Genomic DNA, 23,416 nt, shown 5'->3' on the forward strand with positions numbered 1-23,416 from the left:
TGCCCGGGGCTCGTTATGAGAGGTTCAGAACAGCATGATTACATCATGCCGCCCATGCCACCCATGCCGCCCATACCACCAGCAGCACCTAAGTCAGGCGCGTCGCCTTTAGGCAGGTCGGTCACCATGCACTCGGTCGTGATCATCAGGCCAGCTACAGATGCCGCGTATTGCAGAGCAGAACGGGTCACTTTAGTTGGATCCAGGATACCGAAGTCGATCATGTTGCCGTATTCTTCAGTTGCCGCGTTGTAACCGTAGTTACCTTCACCCGCTTTCACCTTGTTCGCAACCACAGACGGCTCTTCACCGGCGTTGGACACGATCTGACGCAGCGGAGCTTCCATTGCGCGCAGCGCAACTTTGATACCCACGTTCTGGTCTTCGTTCTGAGCAGTCAGGCCAGCCAGTTTAGCGGCTACACGCACCAGCGCGACACCACCACCAGCAACCACGCCTTCTTCTACCGCAGCACGGGTCGCGTGCAGGGCGTCGTCAACGCGTGCTTTCTTCTCTTTCATTTCAACTTCGGTAGCCGCACCGACTTTGATTACCGCTACGCCACCTGCCAGTTTCGCTACGCGCTCCTGGAGTTTTTCACGGTCGTAATCGGAAGTTGCTTCTTCGATCTGCTTACGGATCTGACCAACACGGCCCTGAATAGCGGCTTCTTCACCCACACCGTCGATGATGGTGGTGGTGTCTTTGTTGATCACAACGCGTTTCGCCTGGCCCAGGTCTTCCAGAGTCGCTTTTTCCAGCTCCATACCGATCTCTTCGGAGATCACGGTACCGCCGGTCAGGGTAGCGATATCCTGGAGCATCGCCTTACGACGATCGCCGAAGCCAGGTGCTTTAACCGCTGCCACTTTCACGATGCCACGCATGGTGTTAACCACCAGGGTCGCCAGCGCTTCGCCTTCAACGTCTTCAGCAATGATTACCAGCGGCTTGCCTGCTTTCGCAACGGCTTCCAGCACTGGCAGCATTTCGCGGATGTTGGAGATTTTCTTGTCAGCCAGCAGGATGAACGGGCTTTCCAGCTCAACAGCGCCAGTTTCTGGCTTGTTGATGAAGTATGGGGACAGGTAACCGCGGTCGAACTGCATACCTTCAACCACGTCCAGTTCGTCTTCCAGACCAGTACCGTCTTCAACGGTGATCACGCCTTCTTTACCGACTTTATCCATCGCTTCAGCGATCAGTTTACCTACGGTTTCGTCGGAGTTAGCGGAGATAGTACCAACCTGAGCAATGGCTTTAGAGTCAGAGCACGGTACGGACAGCGCTTTCAGTTCTTCAACAGCGGAAGCGACGGCTTTGTCGATACCACGTTTCAGATCCATTGGGTTCATGCCCGCAGCAACGGCTTTCAGGCCTTCGGTGATGATCGCCTGCGCCAGTACGGTCGCGGTGGTGGTACCGTCACCGGCAGCGTCGTTCGCTTTAGAGGCAACTTCTTTCACCATCTGTGCGCCCATGTTTTCGAACTTGTCTTCCAGCTCGATTTCACGTGCAACAGAAACACCATCTTTGGTGATGGTTGGCGCGCCGAAGGATTTGTCCAGCACTACGTTACGGCCTTTCGGGCCGAGAGTGACTTTCACTGCGTCTGCCAGTACGTTTACGCCGCGGAGCATTTTTACACGAGCGTCGTTACCGAATTTTACGTCTTTAGCTGCCATGTTCTTATTTCCTCAAATTCGTACAGTTTTCGTGCGTTAATTACGCTTCAACAATTGCCAGAATGTCGCTCTCGGACATGATCAACACTTCTTCATTGTCGATCTTCTCGGATTTCACGCCGTAGCCATCGTTGAAAATGACGATGTCACCAACTTTAACGTCCAGTGGCTGCACAGTTCCGTTTTCCAGGATGCGGCCCTTACCGACAGCGATGATTTCGCCACGCGTTGATTTTGCTGCTGCTGAACCGGTCAGAACGATGCCGCCAGCAGACTTGGTTTCAACTTCTTTACGTTTGACGATCACACGATCATGTAACGGACGAATACTCATTGATAGCTCTCCTTTGAGAAAGTCATTATCAGTTATGGATGACGCCGGCCCGCATGCGGTTTTCCGGCTAGTGCCCTGAGAGATGGGGATAGCTTTTTACCCCTTCAAGGGGTAATCGAAAAAAAATTTGCGAAAGTGTTACCATCCACTCTCTTTTGATGGTGGCGGGACGAGGTAAATGAGTGGACTCAGGCAGGAGTTGGGGCTGGCGCAGGGCATTGGCTTACTCTCAACGTCTTTGTTAGGCACGGGGGTATTTGCGGTTCCCGCGCTGGCGGCGTTGGTTGCCGGCAATAACAGTCTTTGGGCATGGCCGGTGCTGATCGTGCTGGTGTTTCCGGTGGCGATTGTCTTTGCCATACTCGGGCGGCACTTCCCGAGCGCAGGCGGCGTAGCGCATTTTGTCGGCATGGCGTTTGGGCCGCGGATGGAGCGTGTCACCGGCTGGCTATTTTTGTCGGTGATACCCGTTGGCCTTCCGGCAGCCCTGCATATCGCAACCGGCTTCGGACAGGCGCTGTTTGGCTGGCACGATGAACAACTGCTGCTGGCTGAAATCGGTACGCTGGCGATTGTCTGGTGGGTTGGCTCGCGAGGGGCCAGTTCCAGCGCCAATCTGCAAACGCTGGTCGCCGTGTTAATTGTCGCGCTGATCGTCGCCATCTGGTTTGCGGGTGACATTACGGTGGCGGATATCCCTTTCCCCGCGATTAACGACATCGACCACGCACAGCTTTTCGCTGCACTATCCGTCATGTTCTGGTGTTTCGTCGGTCTGGAGGCGTTCGCTCATCTGGCATCCGAGTTTAAACAGCCCGAGCGTGACTTTCCCCGCGCTCTGATGATTGGCCTGCTGCTGGCGGGCACCGTGTACTGGGCCTGTACCGTACTGGTGCTGCACTTCAACGCGTTCAGTGAAGAGAAAGCCGCCGCCGCGTCGCTGCCGGGCATCGTGGTGCAGCTGTTTGGTGTTAAAGCCCTGTGGGTAGCCTGCGTGATTGGCTATCTCGCCTGCTTTGCCAGCCTCAACATTTATATTCAGAGCTTCGCCCGGCTGGTGTGGTCTCAGGCACTTTATAAACCGGATAGCCCCCTCTCACGCCTGTCAAAGCGTCAGCTTCCGGTGAATGCGCTGAATACCGTACTGGGCTGCTGCGTGGTGAGTTCCCTGGCCATTTATCTCCTCGACATCAACCTTGACGCGCTGATTGTCTACGCCAACGGTATTTTCATCATGATCTACCTGCTGTGCATGCTGGCGGGCTGTCGGCTACTGAAAGGACGTTTTAAGGCGCTGGCGGCTGTCGGGTGTGTCCTGTGCCTGATGCTGCTGGCGATGGTGGGATGGAAGAGTGTGTACGCCATCGTCATGCTGGCGGGGCTGTGGGTGTTTTTACCGAAGCGGCAAGCTCCGCAGGCCCGGTGAGCGAGCGCCACCGGGCCAGAAACTCACCGATCGTCTTTATGATCTAACCGGTCGCGTTGCTCATCCTTACGCTGGTATTCCCCTTCAAAGGTATCCCCCGGGCCGGTGCTGAAACCACCGCCTGGCATACGGCTGAAACGCAGATGCGGCAGCAGCTTCATGGTCAGGTGCTTCTGCACCGGCGGCAACAGCAACAGCAGGCCGAGGAAGTCTGTAAAGAAGCCCGGCAGGATCAGCAGCAAACCAGCAATAATCAGCGACACGCTTTTGATCATCTCGGCGGCCGGGCTTTCGCCTGCGGCCATCTTCTGCTGCATTAACAGGAAATTTTTGAAACCCTGATTGCGCACCAGCGACATGCCGATGACGGAGGTGAAGATCACCAGAATCAGCGTCAGCAGGACGCCCAGCACATGGGCAACCTGGATGAAAATCGAAATTTCAATGTAAACATAAAGAAAGAAAGCAATAAATGGTATCCAGCGCACTGGCATCTCCTGTATGGCAGGTGCCTTCTGGCCCTGACTGAATGTGTTCGCGAAGCGCGTAGATAAGAGATGGCGACGGTTAGCCAAATTTCAATCGGTTTGCACGGATATTTTTTCTGGAAATATTAAAGCGGTGACATATTTCACAGATTAATAATTATCATGAAATCGGGTCGATAATAAGTGATCCAGCTTACGGCAATTCGCTATCATCAGCATATGATCTCGAACATCTGGCCGATTGAGGGAATAATCGTCGGTCATAAAATATTCAAAACCACATATATACTGTGTGTTTAGTACAATCCATCGGCAGCTTGAAAAGAAGGTTCACATGTTAAACAACATTCGTATCGAAGAAGATTTGTTGGGTACCAGGGAAGTTCCAGCGGATGCCTACTATGGTGTTCACACTCTGAGAGCGATTGAAAACTTCTACATCAGCAACAGCAAAATCAGCGACATCCCTGAATTTGTGCGTGGCATGGTGATGGTAAAAAAAGCCGCGGCTCTGGCAAACAAAGAGTTGCAAACCATTCCTAAAAGCGCTGCAAATGCGATTATCGCCGCGTGCGATGAGGTGCTGAACAACGGCAAATGCATGGATCAGTTCCCGGTCGACGTCTATCAGGGCGGCGCGGGCACCTCTGTCAACATGAACACCAACGAAGTGCTGGCAAACATCGGCCTGGAGCTGATGGGTCATCAGAAAGGTGAATACCAGTACCTGAACCCGAACGACCACGTTAACAAATGTCAATCCACCAACGACGCCTACCCAACCGGCTTTCGCATCGCGGTGTATGCCTCTGTCGTCAAACTGGTCGACGCGATTAATCAGCTGGGCGATGGCTTCCAGCGTAAAGCCGTTGAGTTCCAGGACATCCTGAAAATGGGCCGTACCCAGTTGCAGGACGCGGTGCCAATGACCCTCGGACAGGAATTCCACGCGTTTAACGTGCTGCTGAACGAAGAGACGAAAAACCTGCTGCGTACGTCCGAACTGCTGCTGGAAGTGAACCTGGGCGCAACCGCCATCGGTACACGCCTGAACACGCCAGATGGCTATCAGCAACTGGCGGTACAGAAGCTGGCTGAAGTGTCCAACCTGCCGGTTGTGCCTGCGGAAGACCTGATTGAAGCTACCTCAGACTGCGGCGCCTACGTGATGGTGCACAGCGCCCTGAAACGTCTGGCGGTGAAACTGTCCAAAATCTGTAACGACCTGCGCCTGCTCTCCTCCGGTCCGCGCGCTGGCCTGAATGAAATCAACCTGCCAGAGTTGCAGGCGGGTTCATCCATCATGCCAGCTAAAGTGAACCCGGTGGTGCCAGAAGTGGTGAACCAGGTTTGCTTCAAGGTTATTGGTAACGATACGACCGTCACCATGGCCTCCGAAGCCGGTCAGCTCCAGCTGAACGTGATGGAGCCGGTGATTGGCCAGGCGATGTTTGAATCTATCCATATTCTGACCAACGCCTGCTACAACCTGCTGGAAAAATGCATTAACGGCATCACCGCGAATAAAGAAGTGTGTGAAGGCTACGTCTATAACTCCATCGGCATCGTCACCTACCTCAACCCCTTCATCGGCCACCACAACGGCGATATCGTCGGGAAGATTTGTGCCGAAACCGGTAAGAGCGTACGTGAGGTGGTTCTCGAGCGAGGATTGTTGACCGAAGCCGAACTGGACGATATCTTCTCCGCCCAGAACCTGATGCACCCGGCATATAAAGCGAAACGATATACCGATGAAAGCGAACAGTAACCGTTCAGGCTAAGCTTCCGAAAGGCACGTCACTTGTGACGTGCCTTTTTTCTTTATGGGCGTTACCAAAACACAACAATTCAATATCAACTTGTTAATGAGCAAGGCAGGTCTTTATGTTTGGAGCAGAACTCGTCATCGTCCTGTTGGCGATTTATTTGGGCGCACGACTCGGGGGAATCGGCATCGGTTTTGCTGGCGGTCTCGGAGTGCTTGTACTTACCCTGATCTTTCAGATTAAACCCGGCGCAATCCCTTTTGACGTTATCGAAATCATCATGGCGGTTATTGCTGCTATCGCGGCCATGCAGGTCGCTGGCGGTATGGACTACCTGGTGAGCCTGGCGGAGCGTATGCTGCGTCGCCATCCGAAATACATCACCTTCCTTGCCCCGCTGGTGACCTGGTTTATGACCATTCTCGCCGGTACTGGCCATACTGCCTTCTCCACGCTGCCGGTCATCACCGAAGTGGCGAAAGAGCAGGGTATTCGCCCGTCTCGCCCTCTTTCTATTGCCGTGGTCGCCTCCCAGATTGCGATTACCGCCTCGCCTATTTCCGCGGCGGTGGTCTTCTTCGCGGGCATCCTTGAGCCAATGGGCGTAAGTTACCTGACGCTGCTGGCAATCTGTATTCCGGTCACGCTGATTGCGGTAATGATCACTGCCGTGCTGTGTAACTTCCTCGGTGCCGAGCTGAAAGACGATCCGGTTTACCAGGAGCGTCTGGCAAAAGGTGAAGTGAGCCTGCGCGGTAGCCAGGTCTTCGAGCTGAAGCCGCATGCAAAACGCTCCGTGCTGCTGTTTCTGATTGGTATCGTCGCCGTGATGTTCTACGCGACCGCCATCAGCGACACGGTAGGTCTGATCCAGAACCCGGTTCTGCCGCGTAACGAAGCCATTGTGGTGTTTATGCTGACCATCGCGACGCTGATCAGCATCACCTGTAAAATCGACACCAGCGAAGTGCTGAACGCCAGCACCTTCAAATCCGGTATGAGCGCCTGCGTGTGCGTGCTGGGCGTGGCGTGGCTCGGTGATACCTTTGTGAAAGCGCACATCAGCGATATCCAGACCGTTGCAGGCGACCTGCTGCACAACTATCCGTGGCTGCTGGCAGTAGTGCTGTTCTTTGCCGCGACGCTGCTGTACTCCCAGGCTGCGACCACCAAAGCGCTGATGCCTGCGGCACTGATGCTGGGCGTGACGCCGCTGACGGCGATTGCCTCTTTTGCAGCGGTTTCCGCCCTGTTCGTGCTGCCAACCTACCCAACCCTGCTGGCCGCAGTTGAGATGGATGACACCGGCTCAACCCGTATTGGTAAGTACGTGTTTAACCACGCGTTCCTCATCCCGGGCGTGGTGGCGATTACGCTCTGCGTGATCCTCGGCTTTATCATCGGCGGCATTGTGCTGTAAACGATTAGCCGTTGTAAAAATAGTTAAAAACGGGCCGCTCTGCGGCCCGTTTCATTAATGACCAACCGCCTTGCGTGATATAGTGAAGACTTTCGTGATGAGGAGGTCGACTTGTGAACACGCCTGATGCTGTTGTTGTACTGTGCACCGCCCCTGATGAAGCTTCTGCCCAGGATCTGGCCGCCAAAGTGCTGGCCGAAAAACTGGCTGCCTGTGTCACGCTTCTTCCCGGCGCCACCTCCCTTTATTACTGGGAAGGCAAGCTGGAGCAAGAGTACGAAGTCCAGATGTTGCTCAAAACCAACCTGACAAACCAGCAGGCTCTCCTCGACTGCCTCAAGTCTCATCATCCATACCAAACCCCGGAGCTGCTGGTGCTGCCAGTGGTCCACGGCGATAACGATTATCTCTCATGGCTCAACGCTTCATTACGCTGATCCTGCTGCTGTGCAGCACGTCAGTTTTTGCCGGGTTGTTTGACGCACCCGGCCGTTCGAACTTTATTCCTGCCGACCAGGCATTCGTTTTCGACTTTCAGCAAAACCAGCACGATCTCAGTCTCACCTGGCAGGTGAAAGAGGGTTACTACCTCTATCGCAAGCAGGTCAGCATCACGCCGACAAAGGCGAACGTCGGCGCATTGCAGATGCCCGCTGGCGTGTGGCACGAGGACGAGTTCTACGGTAAGAGTGAAATTTATCGCCAGCGCTTAAGCGTGCCCGTCACGGTGAACCATGCCGATAAAGGTGCCACATTAACGGTCACCTATCAGGGCTGCGCAGACGCCGGATTCTGTTACCCACCTGAAACAAAGGTCGTTCCGCTTAGCGAAGTGAAAGGCGCTGCCTCCCCTCTCCCATCAGGGGAGAGGGCCAGGATGAAGGGTGAAGGCGCAGGCGAAGCCACTTCAGACCTTCCGTTATCAGCACTTTGGGCGTTATTGATTGGTATCGGCATCGCCTTTACGCCCTGCGTACTGCCTATGTACCCGCTTATCTCTGGCATCGTGCTGGGCGGTAAACAACGCCTTTCCACCGCCCGTGCGCTGTTGCTGGCCTTTATCTATGTACAGGGCATGGCGTTAACCTATACGGCGCTCGGCCTAGTGGTCGCCGCTGCCGGGTTGCAGTTCCAGGCCGCCCTTCAGCATCCTTATGTGCTTATCGGACTGTCAGCGGTGTTTATTCTGCTGGCGCTGTCGATGTTTGGCCTGTTCACCCTGCAACTGCCCTCTTCCCTGCAAACCCGTCTGACGCTGATGAGCAACCGTCAGCAGGGTGGCTCTGCGGGCGGCGTGTTCGCCATGGGTGCCATCGCCGGGCTGATTTGCTCCCCCTGCACCACTGCGCCGCTGAGCGCCATTCTGTTATACATTGCTCAGAGCGGCAACCTGTGGCTCGGCGGCGGCACGCTGTACCTCTACGCGCTCGGCATGGGCCTGCCGCTGATCCTGGTGACGGTGTTTGGCAATCGTCTGCTGCCGAAAAGCGGCCCGTGGATGGAGACGGTGAAAACCGCGTTTGGTTTTGTCATTCTGGCGCTGCCGGTATTTCTGCTGGAGCGCATCATCGGTGATGTGTGGGGTACACGTCTTTGGGCGATGCTCGGCGTGGCCTTCTTCAGCTGGGCGTTTATCGTGAGTCTGGGGGCGAAGAAACCGTGGATGCGCCTGCTACAGATCCTTCTGCTGGCGGCCGCGCTGGTGAGCGTCCGTCCGCTACAGGACTGGGCGTTTGGCACCCCGGCAGGTCAAACGCAGGCTCATCTGAATTTTATACAGATTAAAAACGTAGATGACCTTAACCACGCCCTGGCGCAGGCGAAAGGCAAACCGGTCATGCTCGATCTCTATGCCGACTGGTGCGTGGCCTGCAAAGAGTTTGAAAAATACACCTTCAGCGATCCGCAGGTACAACATGCGCTGAGCGATACCGTTCTGCTCCAGGCGAACGTTACCGCCAACAGCACGCAGGATAAGGCTCTGCTGAAGCAACTTAAAGTGCTCGGGTTGCCTACCATCCTGTTCTTCAATGAACAGGGGGAAGAACAGCCGACGCAGCGTGTAACCGGGTTTATGGACGCGACGGCATTCAACGCGCATTTGCGCAATCGCCAACCGTAAACAACACTTTAGACGGGACAAACCGTTGGGAATAGCGGAGGAGATAACCGTGCAACGCGAAGACGTACTGGGACAAGCCCTGCAATTGCTTGAGATTCAAGGGATCGCCAGCACCACGCTTGAGATGGTCGCCGACCGTATCGATTACCCTCTGGATGAACTTAGGCGCTTCTGGCCGGATAAAGAGGCGCTGCTGTACGATGCCCTGCGCTATCTCAGCCAGCAGGTGGATATCTGGCGCAGGCAGCTGATGCTGAATGAAGAACTGACCACCGAGCAAAAGCTGCTGGCGCGCTATACCGCACTGACGGAGTGTGTTACCAACAACCGTTACCCAGGTTGTCTGTTTATCGCCGCCTGCACCTACTATCCGGATCCTGGGCACCCCATCCATCAACTGGCAGATCAGCAAAAACGAGCCGCGCACGAGTTCACACATGAGCTGCTGACCACACTAGAAGTGGATGATCCGGCAATGGTCGCGAAGCAGATGGAGCTGGTGCTGGAAGGTTGCCTGAGCCGCATGCTGGTGAACCGTAGCCAGGCGGATGTGGATACGGCGCACCGTCTGGCGGAAGATATTTTGCGGTTCGCGCAGTGTCGTATGGGTGGTGCACTGACCTAAGCCAGCATTCCCATCCAGGCGGAAATAAACAAACACAGCGCCATCGCGCGCTGAAATCGCACCATCGCCACGGTGGTGCGGAAAATCCGGTTCACCGCCTTCCCCAGCCACGCCCAGCACAACAAACAGACCACGGAGATCGCCAGAAACCATAGCGCCATCAGCGTAATATCCCGTAATGCATGGTCGCTTGCCGGAGCAAACAGGCTGACAACTGCCAGCGCCATCATCCATGTTTTTGGGTTTACAACCTGTAGTAACGCCGCCGCCCGCGCGGTAAATCGGACGTGACTGCTGGAGGAGAGATTCGCGGCCGTGGCGCTAAACAGCTGCCAGCTCATCCAGGAAAGCCACAGCACACCCGCCCAGCTCATTACCTGACGTATCAATGGATACTGGCGTAACACTTCTCCTGCCCCAGCGCCTGAAACCAGAACAATAGCGCTGGCGGCAATACACCCGCCCAGGATCGCAGGAACCGTATTTTTTACGCCAAAGTGCTGACTGTTAGCCAGTACCAGAATGTTGGTTGGCCCCGGTGTAATCGAGGCGACAAATGCAAACAGCAGGAAGGGTAATAAATTCACAGGTGACTCCTTTTTTATTAGAGCCACGAATGTGCCGTTATTTTCTGGAAACGTCTGGAAGGTTTGTGCACAACCGGCGGTAGTGTGCCGGAGAAATACGGTATGCACGCTGGAACCAGCGACCAAGATGGCTTTGATCGGCAAAACCCACTGCCGTCGCAACATCAACAGGCAGTTCCCCACACGCCAGCATCTGTCGGGCCTTTGCCAGTCGCAGCTGGATAAGCCAGGCGTGCGGTGCCAGGTGAAATTCGCGTTTAAAACAGCGGGTGAGGGTAAAGCGATCCGTACCCGTCTCGCGGGCAAGGTCTGATAGCCCCACGTTCTCGCCGATATGCGCATAGAGATAGTCGCGGGCACGATGCGCCACAGCGGAGCTTTGTAATTGCGACGGGAGTTTCTTACGCCAGTGACAGTGGGTAGTTATCTGAGAGAGCAGGTTATCCATTGTGCTCTGTTGGACGATCTTCATCTCATCGTTATGCAACGAGGCAAATGTATCACCGATAGCGCGCACCAACTGAGGCTCTCGCGTCAGCGTTTGGGCAAAGTGGAGAGTGTAACTCCCGGGAGTAGAGTCATACAGGCCTTGAAGCGTATGGGTGAGCCAGTGTTCATCCAGATAAAAGGTCAGATAAGTAAAGCCGCCCTCTACCGGCGCATCACCGTCATGGATCTCCCCGGGCTCAAGTAAAAAAGCATCGCCCGGCTGGCTACGGTGGCGTTCACGGCGACAGTGGAACTGCTGCGTACCGGAAAGGGTTATTCCGACCAGATAGCTATCATGCCAGTGGGGATCAAAGGCATGTCCTTCGAAATGCGCCTTAATTGTCTCAATACCTGTTTCTGCATGCTGACGCAGCTCAAGCCAGTCGTTTGCCATACTGCCCTCCTCTTACCGTCAGCATTGTCACATCTTGCCTGAACTGTCTGGAAGATTTGTGCAATTCCAGGGCACAAACGGACAGATTGCCGCAAACTTAAGCAGTTGAACAGCTTTTCCCGAAATAATGTTGACGATCGCGCGCGATTGCGGTTTAATGCGCTCCGTTGCCCGGATAGCTCAGTCGGTAGAGCAGGGGATTGAAAATCCCCGTGTCCTTGGTTCGATTCCGAGTCCGGGCACCACTAATTTTGCATCAAAGCACGCTGGTTAAGAGATGAGAACCTTAACGGGCGGTTAATACAGGGGCCGGTCATTACGGAATGTCCTCCGGTGTAGGCGTATCTGCACTGGTTAACGTTTCTGAATCAGTCCCTCAAGTGAGGGAGCCTGTTCGCGCAGGCCCCCTTCTCTCGATCACTGGCAATAATCCCAGTCAATCAGTTTTGTGTCAATAGTTGTAATTCCCTTTCTACACAGAGATCTGTGTGCAGGGACAATTCTTCTTCCAGTGTTTTTCCCACAATGTCCATCTTGAGTTCCACATATTCCATTGTTGTGCTTACGCTACGATGACCCAGTAAATCTTTAACCAGCTGAAGATTCCTTTCCGGTGCTTTCATCAGTTCTGTAGCCAGGGTATGTCTGAAACGGTGCGGCGAAACGGCAAAACCACATTCCTTTGACAGACGGCGAAAAAAGGAGCGGATCTTTTGATGCATCACTGTCACATCATTTCTGTCAGATTTTGCTTTTTTCCCGGCAATGTAAAAACTGACATCGAAGAGGTTATCTTTTGGCCCGGCTCCAGCCTCCGTTGCCCGTGTAAGAAGAAGCTGTAGCCGCAAACGCAGCTGCTTAACAACGGGAACGCGCCATTCCCTGTGCGTTTTACTCCCCTCAAGGCGCAGATCTATATAGCCTTCTGTCAGATTGACGTCCCTGAGCTGAATATGCAGCAGTTGATTTTGCCTCATTCCCGTATATCTGAGCGTATCCAGGACGGTTATCCAGAACCAAGCCGGGTAAAGCGCACTCCGCCCGCCACGTGCGAAAATTTTCCGGTTGGATTCAATTTCAGCCTGCTGCATTATCAGATAAAGGCGGGTTAGCTGAGAGCGGTTTAAAGTCCGTTTTTTCTTTCTGTCCCGCTGTACAGTGCAGTTGTTAAAAGGGTTTTTGCCCGCAGGCAATAAACCACTTTCCATAGCATAGTTATAGAGGGCCCTGAGATGTGCAATTTTATTGTTCCAGGTCTGCGCCGATTGTTGTTTTTCTCTGAGTACATATCGCCGCCATCTTAGAACTTCATGATGAGTAACCATTGATGGGGTTATGTCAGCCCCCGTAAATTTCAGGAACCCCTTGTCCGAGGACAATAAAGTTGTACACAAAGCACTAAAGTTGTAACCATTCTCAAAAAACGACGCTAATGTTGTATACTTACTGAATGTGTGGTTATAGGGTTGGAGACTATAAAATACACATATAGGTACGTATCAATGTCGTTTTTAGGGTACGATCATGGCTAGGGGTAGGCGTCTCAAATCCTATTTGGATTATGAAAATGCGCTAGGTGACGGCATAGGAGTGGGCTATGGCCAAAGTTATCAGCCCTGGCTTAGAGCTCAGGACGTTAAATCCCGTGGAAACCGTTCGATAGTCTTTGGCCTTAAGACGTTTCGAAACCATCATCTCCTTTCTTCTGTCGAAAGTAACTTTTTCTATCTGGCTGAGTTTAATGACTCGGTGATTGATATCCGGGAACAATTCCCACTCTTTCCTCTCCGGCTTACCCAACAAATAGCAAATCATCTACATTTTCAACATCCTATGGTGAGGGGAGTAAGAGGAGTACCTGTCGAAGTTCTGAATGTTATGACAACCGATTTTTTACTGACCTTGAGAACTCCTGAAGGCGGACTTCGATACAAAGCTATAGCAGTAAAACATAACGAGAGCATACCTGAACGCGAAGCCCAAAAACTTGAAATAGAGAGGATGTTTTGGCAGTTGATTGATGTTGAGTTTCAAATTTATGTTGGCTCGGAACTCAATAACGTCGTCGGTAAAAACATTTGCTGGGCTACTTCTGTATTAAGAGATGGTTCTGAATTTTATGATAAATATCCTCTTGATAAAATCCTATGGAAGCTTAAACCAGATGTTTATCCCATAGTAGGACTACGTGCAATGATTTCATCAATCTTTGGGGTAGATGCACAAGAAGCGATGATGTTATTGCAGGCAATGATTGGATTAAAAATGATAAATGTTGATTTATCATATCCAATACTCGAAACCGGTCTGATAAAGATAATTTCCAATGACCACTATATAGGACTGAACGCAAATGGATATTATTAGGAATTCAGTCTGGCTCTCTCAAGGCACTGATTTGCTTGCAGAGGGACTTTACCGTGTTTTGGATTTTGACAGAAAGGTCGATTTGTTAATTTTGTTTAAAATAAAATCAGAAAGAACGGGTAAGCCAATCCCTTTCTCATTTTCAATGTTTAAATATTATATTGAATCAAATAGCATAACTTGTAAAGATTATATATATCCTTCATATATGTTAGTAGATGAGAAAGAATTAACAGATAAAGACAGAGGAAGGCGAGATGAAAATTACAATATCATTAAAGATCTTGTAGATGACAGAATGTTTCTGTTCGACTATGCATTACATAAAAAGTCGCACCTTTTAATGGATTACTCAAGAAATAAAAAAATATCACAATATACTATCAGAACGCTTCTGGCGTTGTATTGGCGACATGGGCAGGATATTTATGCATTGCTACCCGCATTCTCGAACTGTGGCGCCGCTGGGAAAAGTAGAATCAAACATGAAATTAAACTTGGGAATTCCAAAAAAAACAGAGCATTACCTAATGAACGATCACGTGTTTTCATTCTTAATGAAAGAGATATAAATAATATTAGAAAATCTCTCATTACGTATCATTATAAAGTTAACGGAGATACGATAAAGAAAACATTAGAGAGACATATTGATTTGTATTTTAGGGATGAAATTAAAACAGCAAACCTAGAAAATAGAGCTCCATATGTTCCTTCTTTAAAACAATTTTCATACTGGAATAAAAAACTCTTCACTAAAGATTTCTCGATAAATAAGAAGAACACGAAAAAAGAAATAGACCTCAAAATGCGGGCGCTTTTAGGTAGTGTGGCTAATACAACTGTTTTGCCGGGTGATGTTTTCGAAATAGACTCAACTGTCGCTGATGTACATCTTATTTCGAGTTTAAACAGACGAAAAGTCATTGGGCGTCCTACTATTTATACAGTGGTGGATCGTGCAACAAGAATGATTGTTGGCCTTCATGTTTCTTTATACCATGCTTCATGGCGAGCCGCCCGACAAGCGTTAGCAAATTGCTTTATGCCAAAAAAAGAATATTGTAGATTATTTGGAATCTCTATTACTGATGATGATTGGCCTTGTTCTCACATTCCATTAACATTGATGTGTGACAACGGGGAGATGATTGGTCTTAAACCTCAGGAAGAGATGACCCCCCTGACAAAACTTGAGTTTGCGCCAGTCGGTAGAGGCGACAGAAAAAGCATTGTTGAACGCTGTTTCGGCATTCTGAATGATGAGGTTATTCATAGGCTTATTGGAACAACACGAAGGGGAAAGATTGTTAAAGGAGAGCCAACACCGCAATCCAGGGCTTGTTTAACGATTCAGGAGGTCACGTCTTTACTGATTCGGGAGATACTTGCACATAATCAGAGAACGTATGAGGAACTGGCTTATATCAATCCCTTACTGATTGAAAATGATCTCGTAATATCACCAAAAAATAGTTGGATGATAAGCTTAAAGCACGGGAGATTCAGCGCAAGAGCCGTTGGGGCCGACGAAGTGATCGCACGATTGTTAATCCCTGTGAACGCTAACATTACCGCCGGTGGGATTCAGTACAATAATCTTTTTTATGAATGTGATCCTGAAATTGCATCAGGTGTCAGAGTATTTGGAAGAACCACTTGTGAAGCAAGAATAGATGACAATTGCGTAGATTATATATATGTAAGATTTGACAAAAATAGCATTTTCAAAAAACATTACCTACTTAAGAAAAGAGATGTATTTAAAGGGAAAGCTCATCTTGATACAGATGTAATGGCTGATTGGGTAGATACTCAAAAAGAAATTAATTTATTTACTCTGGATTCGCTCAGCAATATCAATAATAAAGATGAATTTAACAGGAAAGGTAACGAAAGATTAAATGAAATATACGAATCTCGCCGGGTACATGGTAAAGATATTAAAAAGAACAGGAAAAATGAACTTGATTCATTAGGACGAACTCATGTTGCTAATGGAAGATCTGAACCCCTACTTCCTTCATCCAGTAATGTTCTGCTTTTGCCTGGCCGGGAGGAGAAACAAAGATGGTTAAAAGGTAAGAAGAAGACTGAGGACGCAGAATAATGAATCTTATACGGCGCGTTTCAGCGATATATAAAGAACAGGAGTTACCTGAGTATCGTGGCAATCCCTTAATTGAAGCACTTCCTGAAGCGCTTACGGAAGATGAAGTACTTCTGGAAATGAGTTATTTCCCCGAAATTGACGAAAAAATCCGCTGGACTGCCCCGGCGAATGTTAGAGAGCAGTATGTCGAACGTATAAAGAAATTCCGTTGCCCTCAAACCAATCTTATCCAGGCTTATAAGATGATCTTACGGGCACTTAGGGAAAGCTATGCAGCTCGTAATCCTTTAAAAAGCGGAACAATTCAATATCTTCATTACTATGGAAATGAGCGTCCTGATATTGAGCCAGAAAGTGGATATTTTAAATCCCAGGCTGAAACTATTACGATAGTTGGAATGAGTGGTTCTGGAAAAACTACCATGATTGAGCAAGTCATGGATCATTTCCCTCAGATTATAGAACACAGCAGCTATAAAGGAGTTTTTCCCGGCTTCAGTAAGCAAATTGTATGGGTAAAGATTAATTGTCCATACAATTCAAGTGTGAGAGACCTTTGTGAAGAGATTTTACAAAAATTAGATGATGCAATTGGTATTGAACGAACTACACCTGAGATTAGAAATGGTGCTCTGGCTCGCCAGATTGCACAAAGAATTAAATCATCATTTTTGGGTATCCTTGTTATTGATGAAATGCAGAGGCTTAAATTTTCAAGAACCGGGGGTGAGAGTAAGTTGATTGATTTTTTACATGAAATTGTAGATTCCATGGGGGTATCTATGGTTTTTTGTGGAAATCATCCTTTTGACGAGACGCTGACAAAGAAAATGAGAATTGCCAGGCGGGCAGAGTCTGGTGGTTACATGAAAATTAAGAATGTTAGATACGATTCACAAGACTGGCAATCGTTTATTCATTATTTATGGCCATTACAATGGACAAATGTTGAAACTCCATTAAATGATGAGTTAAACGAAAAATTATTCATTTTATCTAAAGGCAATATTGGATTGGCTCAGATGATTTATCGGGGGGCACAATTAAAGGTTATCGGTAGCGGCAATGAAATCATCACTGGCGCAGTCTTGTCGGCCTCTGTACCGGTACTCGTGAGTCATACGGAGGAATATAAGGATACTCCACTCCCGGGGGCCGCGACTGAAGATGAGGAAGCTAAATGGCTCTCTGCATCTAATGAGGGTGATGCTTCGGCTAAAATCATGGCAGAGAAGTCCCTAAAGTCTTTGATCCCTGGGGATATAGACAGGCCACAGCACAAGGAATTCGTAGGAAAAATAGACGAGGTTTTGCGCAATTTCGACGAGAAAATACTGTCTCTTGACCACGATCTTGTTATCAACAGAACAGCTGAAAAGAAAAATACCTACGATGCTCTTCAGCGTTGCGGGCTTATAAATATAGATCCACTTAATAAATTGTAATGAGGTAACAGTTCGTAACGGTCAAAGAGAGGTGTGGGAAATGAGAATGTTGCCTGTTTTGCCTGATGAATCCTTGTTCAGCCGGTTTTGTCGGACAACTACCGTGTACGGTATGTCCCCATCTTCTCTGTTAACGATCATTTTCAACAAACCTGATATGAACGTCCATCCAATTCTCAATTCAGGATTAAAGGCTATTTCTCTTCATACATCCGAAAGTGCAGATCAGCTCTGGCATGAACAGACTTTACTCCCTCTTTTTGCCTGGGCACTACCAATCAGTCGTAATGAAATTATGGATTTCAACACGACCCCTGCCAGGCTTAATCGATTGTGCCGCCTTAGTAATTTTTCACTAGGGCAGCGCACACTATTGAAGTTTTGCCCGGTTTGCGCTCGTGAAGATACTTTTCATTATGGTGTTACTTATTGGCATCTGGCGCATCAGCTTCATGGGGTTACAACCTGCCATCGGCATCCGGTAGCGCTTGAAAGCATCCATGTCCCTTCTTCACCGCACATACGTATTGGACTGATGCCTCCTGTTTCGTATACAGAACAACTTAGCAATGAGATAGACTTCGATTTTGCTAAGTTTTGTTATGAGTCCCTAAATATAATCAGAAGAAAAGATATTACACACCCCAATTACATGGATGTACTTAAAAAGTTGAATTTATTATCATTGGATGGAAATTTAAAGAAAAATGTATTCTACGCACATGTTTATGCTAAGTGCCAGTTATTTGGGGAGGGTTCATCGGGACTTATACCAACATCCCTAACTGATTATCATTACTGGGAGCCTATACTCAAAGACAAATGTTGTCAGCATCCCACAAAGCATCTTTTGCTTTGTTATTGTTTGTTAAATACTTGCTGGCCAACGTATGCAGGAAGTCGTACTAATAAAAAGAAAGAAATCTTTAAAAGTCATAAGAAATACAGTTTTCATATAGTTGAAAATAATACTAGTGTTAGCAACCTTGGGAAGGAATTTAGTCGCAGCAGATGTTACATTAAAACACTTATTTATAAAAAATACCTGAGGGCGTTTAAGCGAAACACAAAAATTAATATATTCACTGAATTGCTTATCAAGTCTATGGCTGTAAGGGGGTTTAGTCTGGCATCCATAGCTGAGAAAAACTCATTATCGGAAGGAGCTGTATCCTCTGTAATTTCATCTTGTTACGGTTTATGCTCATGGCGTAAAAAATGTAAAAAAGATTCTTTAAGACGGCGTCATAAGCAGAAAATATTAAGATTTATACATAATCAATCCGTTTCTATAACACGAAAGTTAGTCAAAGAAAGTTGTTATGCAAGTTTCTATTGGCTAAATAAACATGAATGTGACTGGCTTAATTCCTGTCTTCCTAAAACAATACGATGCTATAAAAATAAAAGAGTAGACTGGAGCGAGAGAGATATTATCTCATCATCATTAATAAATGATGTTTTATCTCAGGGGCAGTACTCGATGTCACTTACAAGTCTAGATGCTTTACTGGGAGGGCATGGCTGGCTTTTGAAATACAGAGATAAACTACCAATGACAATGATACTTCTCAGAAAAATGGAACTAATTAAATAAGAGGGAGTTATATGGTTTACGAAAATGAATTGTGGCACAGTTTTCTTCTGCGTTCACAGATAATGTATAACTTATCCAATTGCAGGAACATAATATCAAAGCATGGCGCACTAAGGTACGATGCCTTTCCTCGTTTCGAACTGATTGATATGTACAAATTGCATAGCTTGCAGGATATATATGACATTCTTGCCACTAGAAATGGTTATATACTAACTTCCAATATAGTGTCGTTATCTTCTGGTGTTTACGGGTATTTTAACGCTATTGAAGATGCCTGTCGGAAAAATTTTCACATAACTAATTCATATCCATTGGTAAACATCTCAAACATTCGTTACTGTCACAAATGTATTGTTGAAGATATACACTCTAAAGGCATTGGTTATCTGCGTCATAGATGGTTGTTTGAATCTAAATGTGCAGTTCATAGTACCAGTTTATATGAGGTTTGTTTTGATAACTATTTGAATGCAGTGAAAGGACTTAGTGACTTAATTATAAGTGGAATAAATCCTCATGGTTATTGTTCCCTTGTGGTTGACGTTTCAAACCCTTTCAAAAATCCAGTGTATATATTACCATGTGCACGTAATAAAATTTTAAAATGGATTTCGGACAATAAAAATATGCTGATTTACTTTCTCTTTGATCTCTTCAAATGTAAGTCGCATTCAAGTTTATCTAAGGTTATCGAAGTCAAGATAATGCATGATAGATATATTTCTGCGGTGTTCAAGATGTTAAGTGAAGTTAATTTTTGTAATTTCAACTCATTTATTTCTGATATTTTTGAGGACGTAAGTTATGCCTCTATCGGACTTGATGATTATTCTGTTAATGTGCATTTTCTCAGGCTAAGGGCTGCAGATTGTAAATTTTGCCAGTTGAATGGTAAATATTTTTGCTCACTTTACAATGTAAAACTTCTTCGCTAATTTCACTTCATTTATAAAATACTAAGAAAGCTAGTTAGATAAGGTTTTATATTTTGACTGGGGCAGGAATAAATTATCACTCATAGAGTTTCCCTGGGGGTTACCACCTGTGTATGATGCCGGTTAGCAACAACGTCTAAAAGACCTGCGATCACGTGGGTCCCTCTCCAGCAAAGGGGCAAGGGGTGCTATATAACGGTGTACTGCTTACCCAATACGGCCTTGTATTTGAAAGATGCCGCATCTTGGCAGGATTCGTATTACAGCCTATAGTCTGTTAATGAGCATTACAGCCTATATGCTGTAAATCCCTGCGTTATGCTTGTTAACTCGTCGATACGGAAGGTCACTTATGAACACTCAATACGCTTTGAAGACTTTGAATCAGTTACGTCCTGTTTTAATCGGCTTTCGCAAAGCCAATGGACTGACGCAAAAAGATGTTTCTGAACGTTTGGGTATAACACAGCAAACTTATGCCCGACTAGAGGCCAACCCTGCAAGTGCGGGTTTTGAGCGTTTGTTTAGGGTGTTCAGCGTCCTTGGAGTGGAGATCGTACTTTCATCCAGGGAACCATTGTCAGATGCAAAGCCCGAATACGGAGCTATGCACAATTATTCTTCACTTCCAGCCAGGCGGGAGAAATGGTGACGCCTGGCGCTTCCCGGTCTAATTTTTCTTCAACAAGATTAACCCCTTAGCGGCCTGAAGTATCAGGTTGCGATAGAGCCTTTCATTTCTTCTGTTATGTTAAATACACCATTTTGAGCTATTTCGCTCGGCCTTAAATTATCTCTTCATTCTTCAGTGAAAATTTTATGTCGATCACATTATCGATGAATTTAGGAAATAATCCGTAAATGAAAATCTATCTTCTTTTAAATTCATCAGTGTCAGTAGCAAATATTACGCATAAAAGAATGGTTATTATTATCATTTAAATTATAAAGCTCATGAGTCAATTCCAAAAAATATAATAAGCATTGAAATCATTACCCGTGATTCTGGAGTTTTAACTTTGCCATGTAACCAACCACAAGTTAGTTTCCGGTGTTTTGAGGGGCAGTAAAGTTCTGAAAGCGCGACCAGATCATAATCCCGAAATGTCGTTAAGATATTCTGAATAACGGTTATCCCTGCTTGTTGGCAGGCATTTGAAAATATATTTTGTATTCAGGTTGCAGCAAAACGCTTTCTTACACACAGGACTTCATATGCGGCTCAGAAAATTAAAACTGAAAAACTTCAGAGGCTACAGAAACTCTACTGAAATCATTATTGATGAAAGCATGACGGGTATTGTCGGTCGTAATGACTTTGGGAAATCAACGCTTCTGGAAGCGCTGGCTATTTTTTTTGAAACAGAAGGAATGAAGGCTGACAAGAATGACATGAACTGTTTCAGCCTAAGAGAAGGGGACGGCCGTTTTGAAATAGCCTGTGAATTTGATGACCTGCCCGATTTTATCATGATCGACGACAGGGTGCAGACCACGCTCGCCTCAGAACATCTGCTGAATGAGGACGGCAATTTTGAAATCGTCAAAACGTTTAAAGCAACGACCTCAGGAAAACCGGAGCAGACCTGCATCCGCTGCATCCACCCGGATGAGGAGCCCCTGAGAAATTTACTGGGCATGAAAATTTCTGAGCTCAAGGCGGTGGGAAAAGAAGTTGAAAAAAATGTGGCGGATAAACGCACTGCATCGTTATGGCGTCAGGCCATCAGGGAAGCCGCAGCCCCCTATACCTGTTCGGAAATTATGCTGGATGTCGATAAAGAGTTCGGAACCGACACAAAATCATTATGGGGTAAGATCCTCGATTTGCTGCCCACGTATGCGATTTTCAAAGCCGACAGGGAAAGCAGCGACGGGGATTCCGAAGCTAAAAACCCCTTACAGCAGGCCGTAAAAGACGCTCAGGCTGCGCTGCAGGACAAAATTACAGCGCTGGAAAATGAGATTCAGGACAGCGTCCTGGATGTCGCACAGAGAACGCTGGATAAATTACGTGAAATGGCCCCCGAACTCGCCAGTGAACTGACTCCACGATTTAAGGAGAAACCCAAGTGGACCTTCAATTTCACCCTGGACGGGGAAAATGGCATCCCCATCAATAAGCGCGGCAGCGGGATAAGGAGGCTTATCCTGTTGAATTTTTTTCGGGCTGAGGCTGAAAAGAATGTCGCGGGGACGCCCAGAAATGTGATTTATGCCATAGAGGAGCCTGAAACGTCACAGCATCCGAACTATCAGATGATGCTGATGAAAGCGTTACTGGCACTGGCAGGCCAGCCGCACCGTCAGATTATCGTCACCACCCATGTCCCGGCGCTGGCCGGATTAATCCCTGTCGAAGGCGTACGTTATGTTACCCGAAATGAGGCGGGTGAACCCGTAGTAAAAATGCCGGATGACGCAGTGCTGAAGGAAGCCACTGAAAGCCTGGGGGTGCTGCCAGAGACCGGTATGGAAAGGGCGCAGGGGATTGTTCTGGTAGAGGGAAAGTCGGATGTTACTTTCCTGAGGCATGCGGCCAGTTCATTAAAACAGTCAGGTGCGCTGCCAGCCTCTCTGGAGGACGTGAAAATAGTGCCAGTCCTCATAGGAGGGTGTGGTAGCGTCAAACACTGGGTTACATTGAATCTGGCCAAAGATCTGGGGCTTCCCTGGTGCGTATTTCTGGACTCCGATATTGGGGGAGACCCTGCACAGGTTCTGTCCATCCAGAAGCGTAAAAAAGAAGTAGAGGAGGCCGGTAAGGTATTTTTCGCTACGCGCAAACGTGAGATAGAAAACTATCTGTGCCCGGATCTTATCGAGGAAATTACTGGTGTAGCCGTCACGTTTACGGACACCTGTGACGCTAAAAAAATAATCGGCCGGGCTGTGGGAATGAAACCCGATAATGTACTAGATAAATTCTGGCCTCAGATGACATCAGAAAGAATCATCTCAAGATCAACCTATCATGACGGAACGCAGGAGAGAAGCGAGCTGGTTGAGATCCTGAGCGACATTGTATCCATGACGAGATAATGTATTAAATAAGCATCTCAGGTGCATATATTCCGGTCCTCAACAAAGGACCGGAGTACAGAGTAGTAAAAACCCGAAATTAATCGGGTTTGAATTATATAAAGATTAACCGACTCCCGCGCCCAGGAACGATGTAAAATCACGCTTGTCGTGACATTTCTACAATGTTTACTTTTGACTATCAAGCCATTTATTCATCTGCTCAATTTCACCTTTTTGAGCTTTAATGATGTCCTGCGCGAGCTTTCTCATTTTCGGATCTTTTCCGTATTTGAGCTCGGTCTCAGCCATTGCTATTGCCCCTTCATGGTGCGCTACCATGCCTTTCGCAAAAGCCTTGTCGGGATCGGACTCATTTACGGCAGCCATCATTTTGTCATGCATGTCTTTCATGCCAGCCATATATTCCTGTGACGAAGCCGAGGTAGACATATCAGTCATTTTCATTTCTGAATGTTCTGCTGAAATCGCTGGCAGGGATAACATTAATACTGCAAATAAAGTGTTTCTGGCTTTCATAAAAAATATCCTTTTAGCGTTGATGCCCGTTAACTGTAGCAGAATCTGATAAAAAT

The 23,416-nt window shown here is 47.8% G+C and carries 20 protein-coding genes and 1 tRNA gene; 14 read left to right on the plus strand and 7 right to left on the minus strand.

Going from position 1 to position 23,416, the window contains the following annotated elements:
- Positions 1-38 precede the first annotated feature (38 nt).
- Both groL and AM329_RS15320 read right to left on the minus strand, forming a co-directional pair.
- Entirely contained in the window at positions 39-1,685 is a 1,647-nt protein-coding gene (gene groL, locus AM329_RS15315; protein ID WP_003855930.1) for a chaperonin GroEL, read from the minus strand.
- A 40-nt stretch (positions 1,686-1,725) separates the two neighbouring features.
- Positions 1,726-2,019, minus strand: a complete 294-nt coding sequence (locus AM329_RS15320; protein ID WP_003855929.1) for a co-chaperone GroES — start codon at positions 2,017-2,019, stop codon at positions 1,726-1,728.
- A gap of 178 nt (positions 2,020-2,197) precedes the next feature.
- On the opposite strand from AM329_RS15320, the gene yjeH reads away from it, so the two are divergent.
- Positions 2,198-3,445, plus strand: a complete 1,248-nt coding sequence (gene yjeH / locus AM329_RS15325; RefSeq protein ID WP_003855927.1) for an L-methionine/branched-chain amino acid transporter — start codon at positions 2,198-2,200, stop codon at positions 3,443-3,445.
- Between the two features lie 23 nt (positions 3,446-3,468).
- On the opposite strand, the gene AM329_RS15330 is transcribed toward yjeH, so the two are convergent.
- Positions 3,469-3,933, minus strand: coding sequence for an FxsA family protein (locus AM329_RS15330; RefSeq protein WP_003855925.1), 465 nt, complete (start codon positions 3,931-3,933; stop codon positions 3,469-3,471).
- A gap of 334 nt (positions 3,934-4,267) precedes the next feature.
- Here AM329_RS15330 and aspA point away from each other — a divergent pair, with 334 nt between their 5' ends.
- The 5 genes from aspA to AM329_RS15355 all read left to right on the plus strand — a co-directional run bounded on the left by aspA (position 4,268) and on the right by AM329_RS15355 (position 9,869).
- A complete protein-coding gene (gene aspA, locus AM329_RS15335; RefSeq protein WP_003855923.1) occupies positions 4,268-5,704 on the plus strand; it encodes an aspartate ammonia-lyase in 1,437 nt (478 codons plus the stop codon).
- Between the two features lie 116 nt (positions 5,705-5,820).
- Positions 5,821-7,122: an anaerobic C4-dicarboxylate transporter gene (locus AM329_RS15340; protein WP_003855921.1), complete on the plus strand. Its 1,302-nt coding sequence runs from the start codon at positions 5,821-5,823 to the stop codon at positions 7,120-7,122.
- A gap of 113 nt (positions 7,123-7,235) precedes the next feature.
- Positions 7,236-7,559, plus strand: coding sequence for a divalent cation tolerance protein CutA (gene cutA, locus AM329_RS15345; protein WP_003855908.1), 324 nt, complete (start codon positions 7,236-7,238; stop codon positions 7,557-7,559).
- On the plus strand, positions 7,535-9,244 hold the full coding sequence (locus tag AM329_RS15350) for a protein-disulfide reductase DsbD (RefSeq protein WP_032608341.1): 1,710 nt from the start codon (positions 7,535-7,537) through the stop codon (positions 9,242-9,244). The genes cutA and AM329_RS15350 overlap by 25 nt, the downstream gene beginning before the upstream one ends.
- A 49-nt stretch (positions 9,245-9,293) precedes the next feature.
- On the plus strand, positions 9,294-9,869 hold the full coding sequence (locus AM329_RS15355) for a transcriptional regulator (protein ID WP_003855905.1): 576 nt from the start codon (positions 9,294-9,296) through the stop codon (positions 9,867-9,869).
- On the opposite strand, the gene AM329_RS15360 is transcribed toward AM329_RS15355, so the two are convergent.
- Together AM329_RS15360 and AM329_RS15365 are read right to left on the minus strand one after the other, a co-directional pair.
- On the minus strand, positions 9,866-10,456 hold the full coding sequence (locus AM329_RS15360; RefSeq protein ID WP_032608340.1) for a LysE family translocator: 591 nt from the start codon (positions 10,454-10,456) through the stop codon (positions 9,866-9,868). The two genes, AM329_RS15355 and AM329_RS15360, sit on opposite strands and share 4 nt — an antisense overlap.
- Positions 10,457-10,493: 37 nt before the next feature.
- A complete protein-coding gene (locus AM329_RS15365) occupies positions 10,494-11,339 on the minus strand; it encodes an AraC family transcriptional regulator (protein ID WP_003855901.1) in 846 nt (281 codons plus the stop codon).
- Between the two features lie 169 nt (positions 11,340-11,508).
- Between AM329_RS15365 and AM329_RS15370 the strand changes: the two genes are divergently transcribed.
- A tRNA-Phe gene (locus AM329_RS15370) sits at positions 11,509-11,584 on the plus strand.
- A 195-nt stretch (positions 11,585-11,779) separates the two neighbouring features.
- On the opposite strand, the gene AM329_RS15375 is transcribed toward AM329_RS15370, so the two are convergent.
- A complete protein-coding gene (locus AM329_RS15375; protein WP_226866570.1) occupies positions 11,780-12,664 on the minus strand; it encodes a site-specific integrase in 885 nt (294 codons plus the stop codon).
- A gap of 199 nt (positions 12,665-12,863) precedes the next feature.
- On the opposite strand from AM329_RS15375, the gene AM329_RS15380 reads away from it, so the two are divergent.
- The 7 genes from AM329_RS15380 (at position 12,864) to AM329_RS15415 (ending at position 22,841) form a co-directional block, all read left to right on the plus strand.
- Positions 12,864-13,706: a TnsA endonuclease N-terminal domain-containing protein gene (locus tag AM329_RS15380; protein WP_000090707.1), complete on the plus strand. Its 843-nt coding sequence runs from the start codon at positions 12,864-12,866 to the stop codon at positions 13,704-13,706.
- A complete protein-coding gene (locus AM329_RS15385; protein ID WP_000351437.1) occupies positions 13,693-15,816 on the plus strand; it encodes a transposase in 2,124 nt (707 codons plus the stop codon). The genes AM329_RS15380 and AM329_RS15385 overlap by 14 nt, the downstream gene beginning before the upstream one ends.
- Positions 15,816-17,264 carry an ATP-binding protein gene (locus AM329_RS15390; RefSeq protein WP_001049180.1) on the plus strand — a complete coding sequence of 483 codons (1,449 nt, stop codon included), beginning with the start codon at positions 15,816-15,818 and terminating at the stop codon, positions 17,262-17,264. Before AM329_RS15385 ends, AM329_RS15390 begins: the two co-directional genes overlap by 1 nt.
- Positions 17,265-17,304: 40 nt before the next feature.
- Positions 17,305-18,861 carry a TnsD family Tn7-like transposition protein gene (locus AM329_RS15395; protein ID WP_001324699.1) on the plus strand — a complete coding sequence of 519 codons (1,557 nt, stop codon included), beginning with the start codon at positions 17,305-17,307 and terminating at the stop codon, positions 18,859-18,861.
- Positions 18,862-18,872: 11 nt separating this feature from the next.
- Positions 18,873-19,799, plus strand: a complete 927-nt coding sequence (locus AM329_RS15400) for a hypothetical protein (protein ID WP_000262420.1) — start codon at positions 18,873-18,875, stop codon at positions 19,797-19,799.
- Positions 19,800-20,151: 352 nt separating this feature from the next.
- Complete coding sequence (locus AM329_RS15405) at positions 20,152-20,451, plus strand: helix-turn-helix transcriptional regulator (RefSeq protein ID WP_001097216.1); 300 nt, start codon at positions 20,152-20,154, stop codon at positions 20,449-20,451.
- A 563-nt stretch (positions 20,452-21,014) separates the two neighbouring features.
- Positions 21,015-22,841, plus strand: a complete 1,827-nt coding sequence (locus AM329_RS15415) for an AAA family ATPase (protein ID WP_001239419.1) — start codon at positions 21,015-21,017, stop codon at positions 22,839-22,841.
- A gap of 168 nt (positions 22,842-23,009) precedes the next feature.
- On the opposite strand, the gene AM329_RS15420 is transcribed toward AM329_RS15415, so the two are convergent.
- The gene (locus AM329_RS15420; protein ID WP_000647571.1) at positions 23,010-23,360 is read right to left on the minus strand and encodes a DUF305 domain-containing protein; all 351 of its coding nucleotides are present in this window, start codon (positions 23,358-23,360) and stop codon (positions 23,010-23,012) included.
- Positions 23,361-23,416 lie beyond the last annotated feature (56 nt).

This window comes from Enterobacter cloacae complex sp. AR_0002, assembly GCF_001922365.1.
Lineage (GTDB): Bacteria > Pseudomonadota > Gammaproteobacteria > Enterobacterales > Enterobacteriaceae > Enterobacter > Enterobacter hormaechei_C.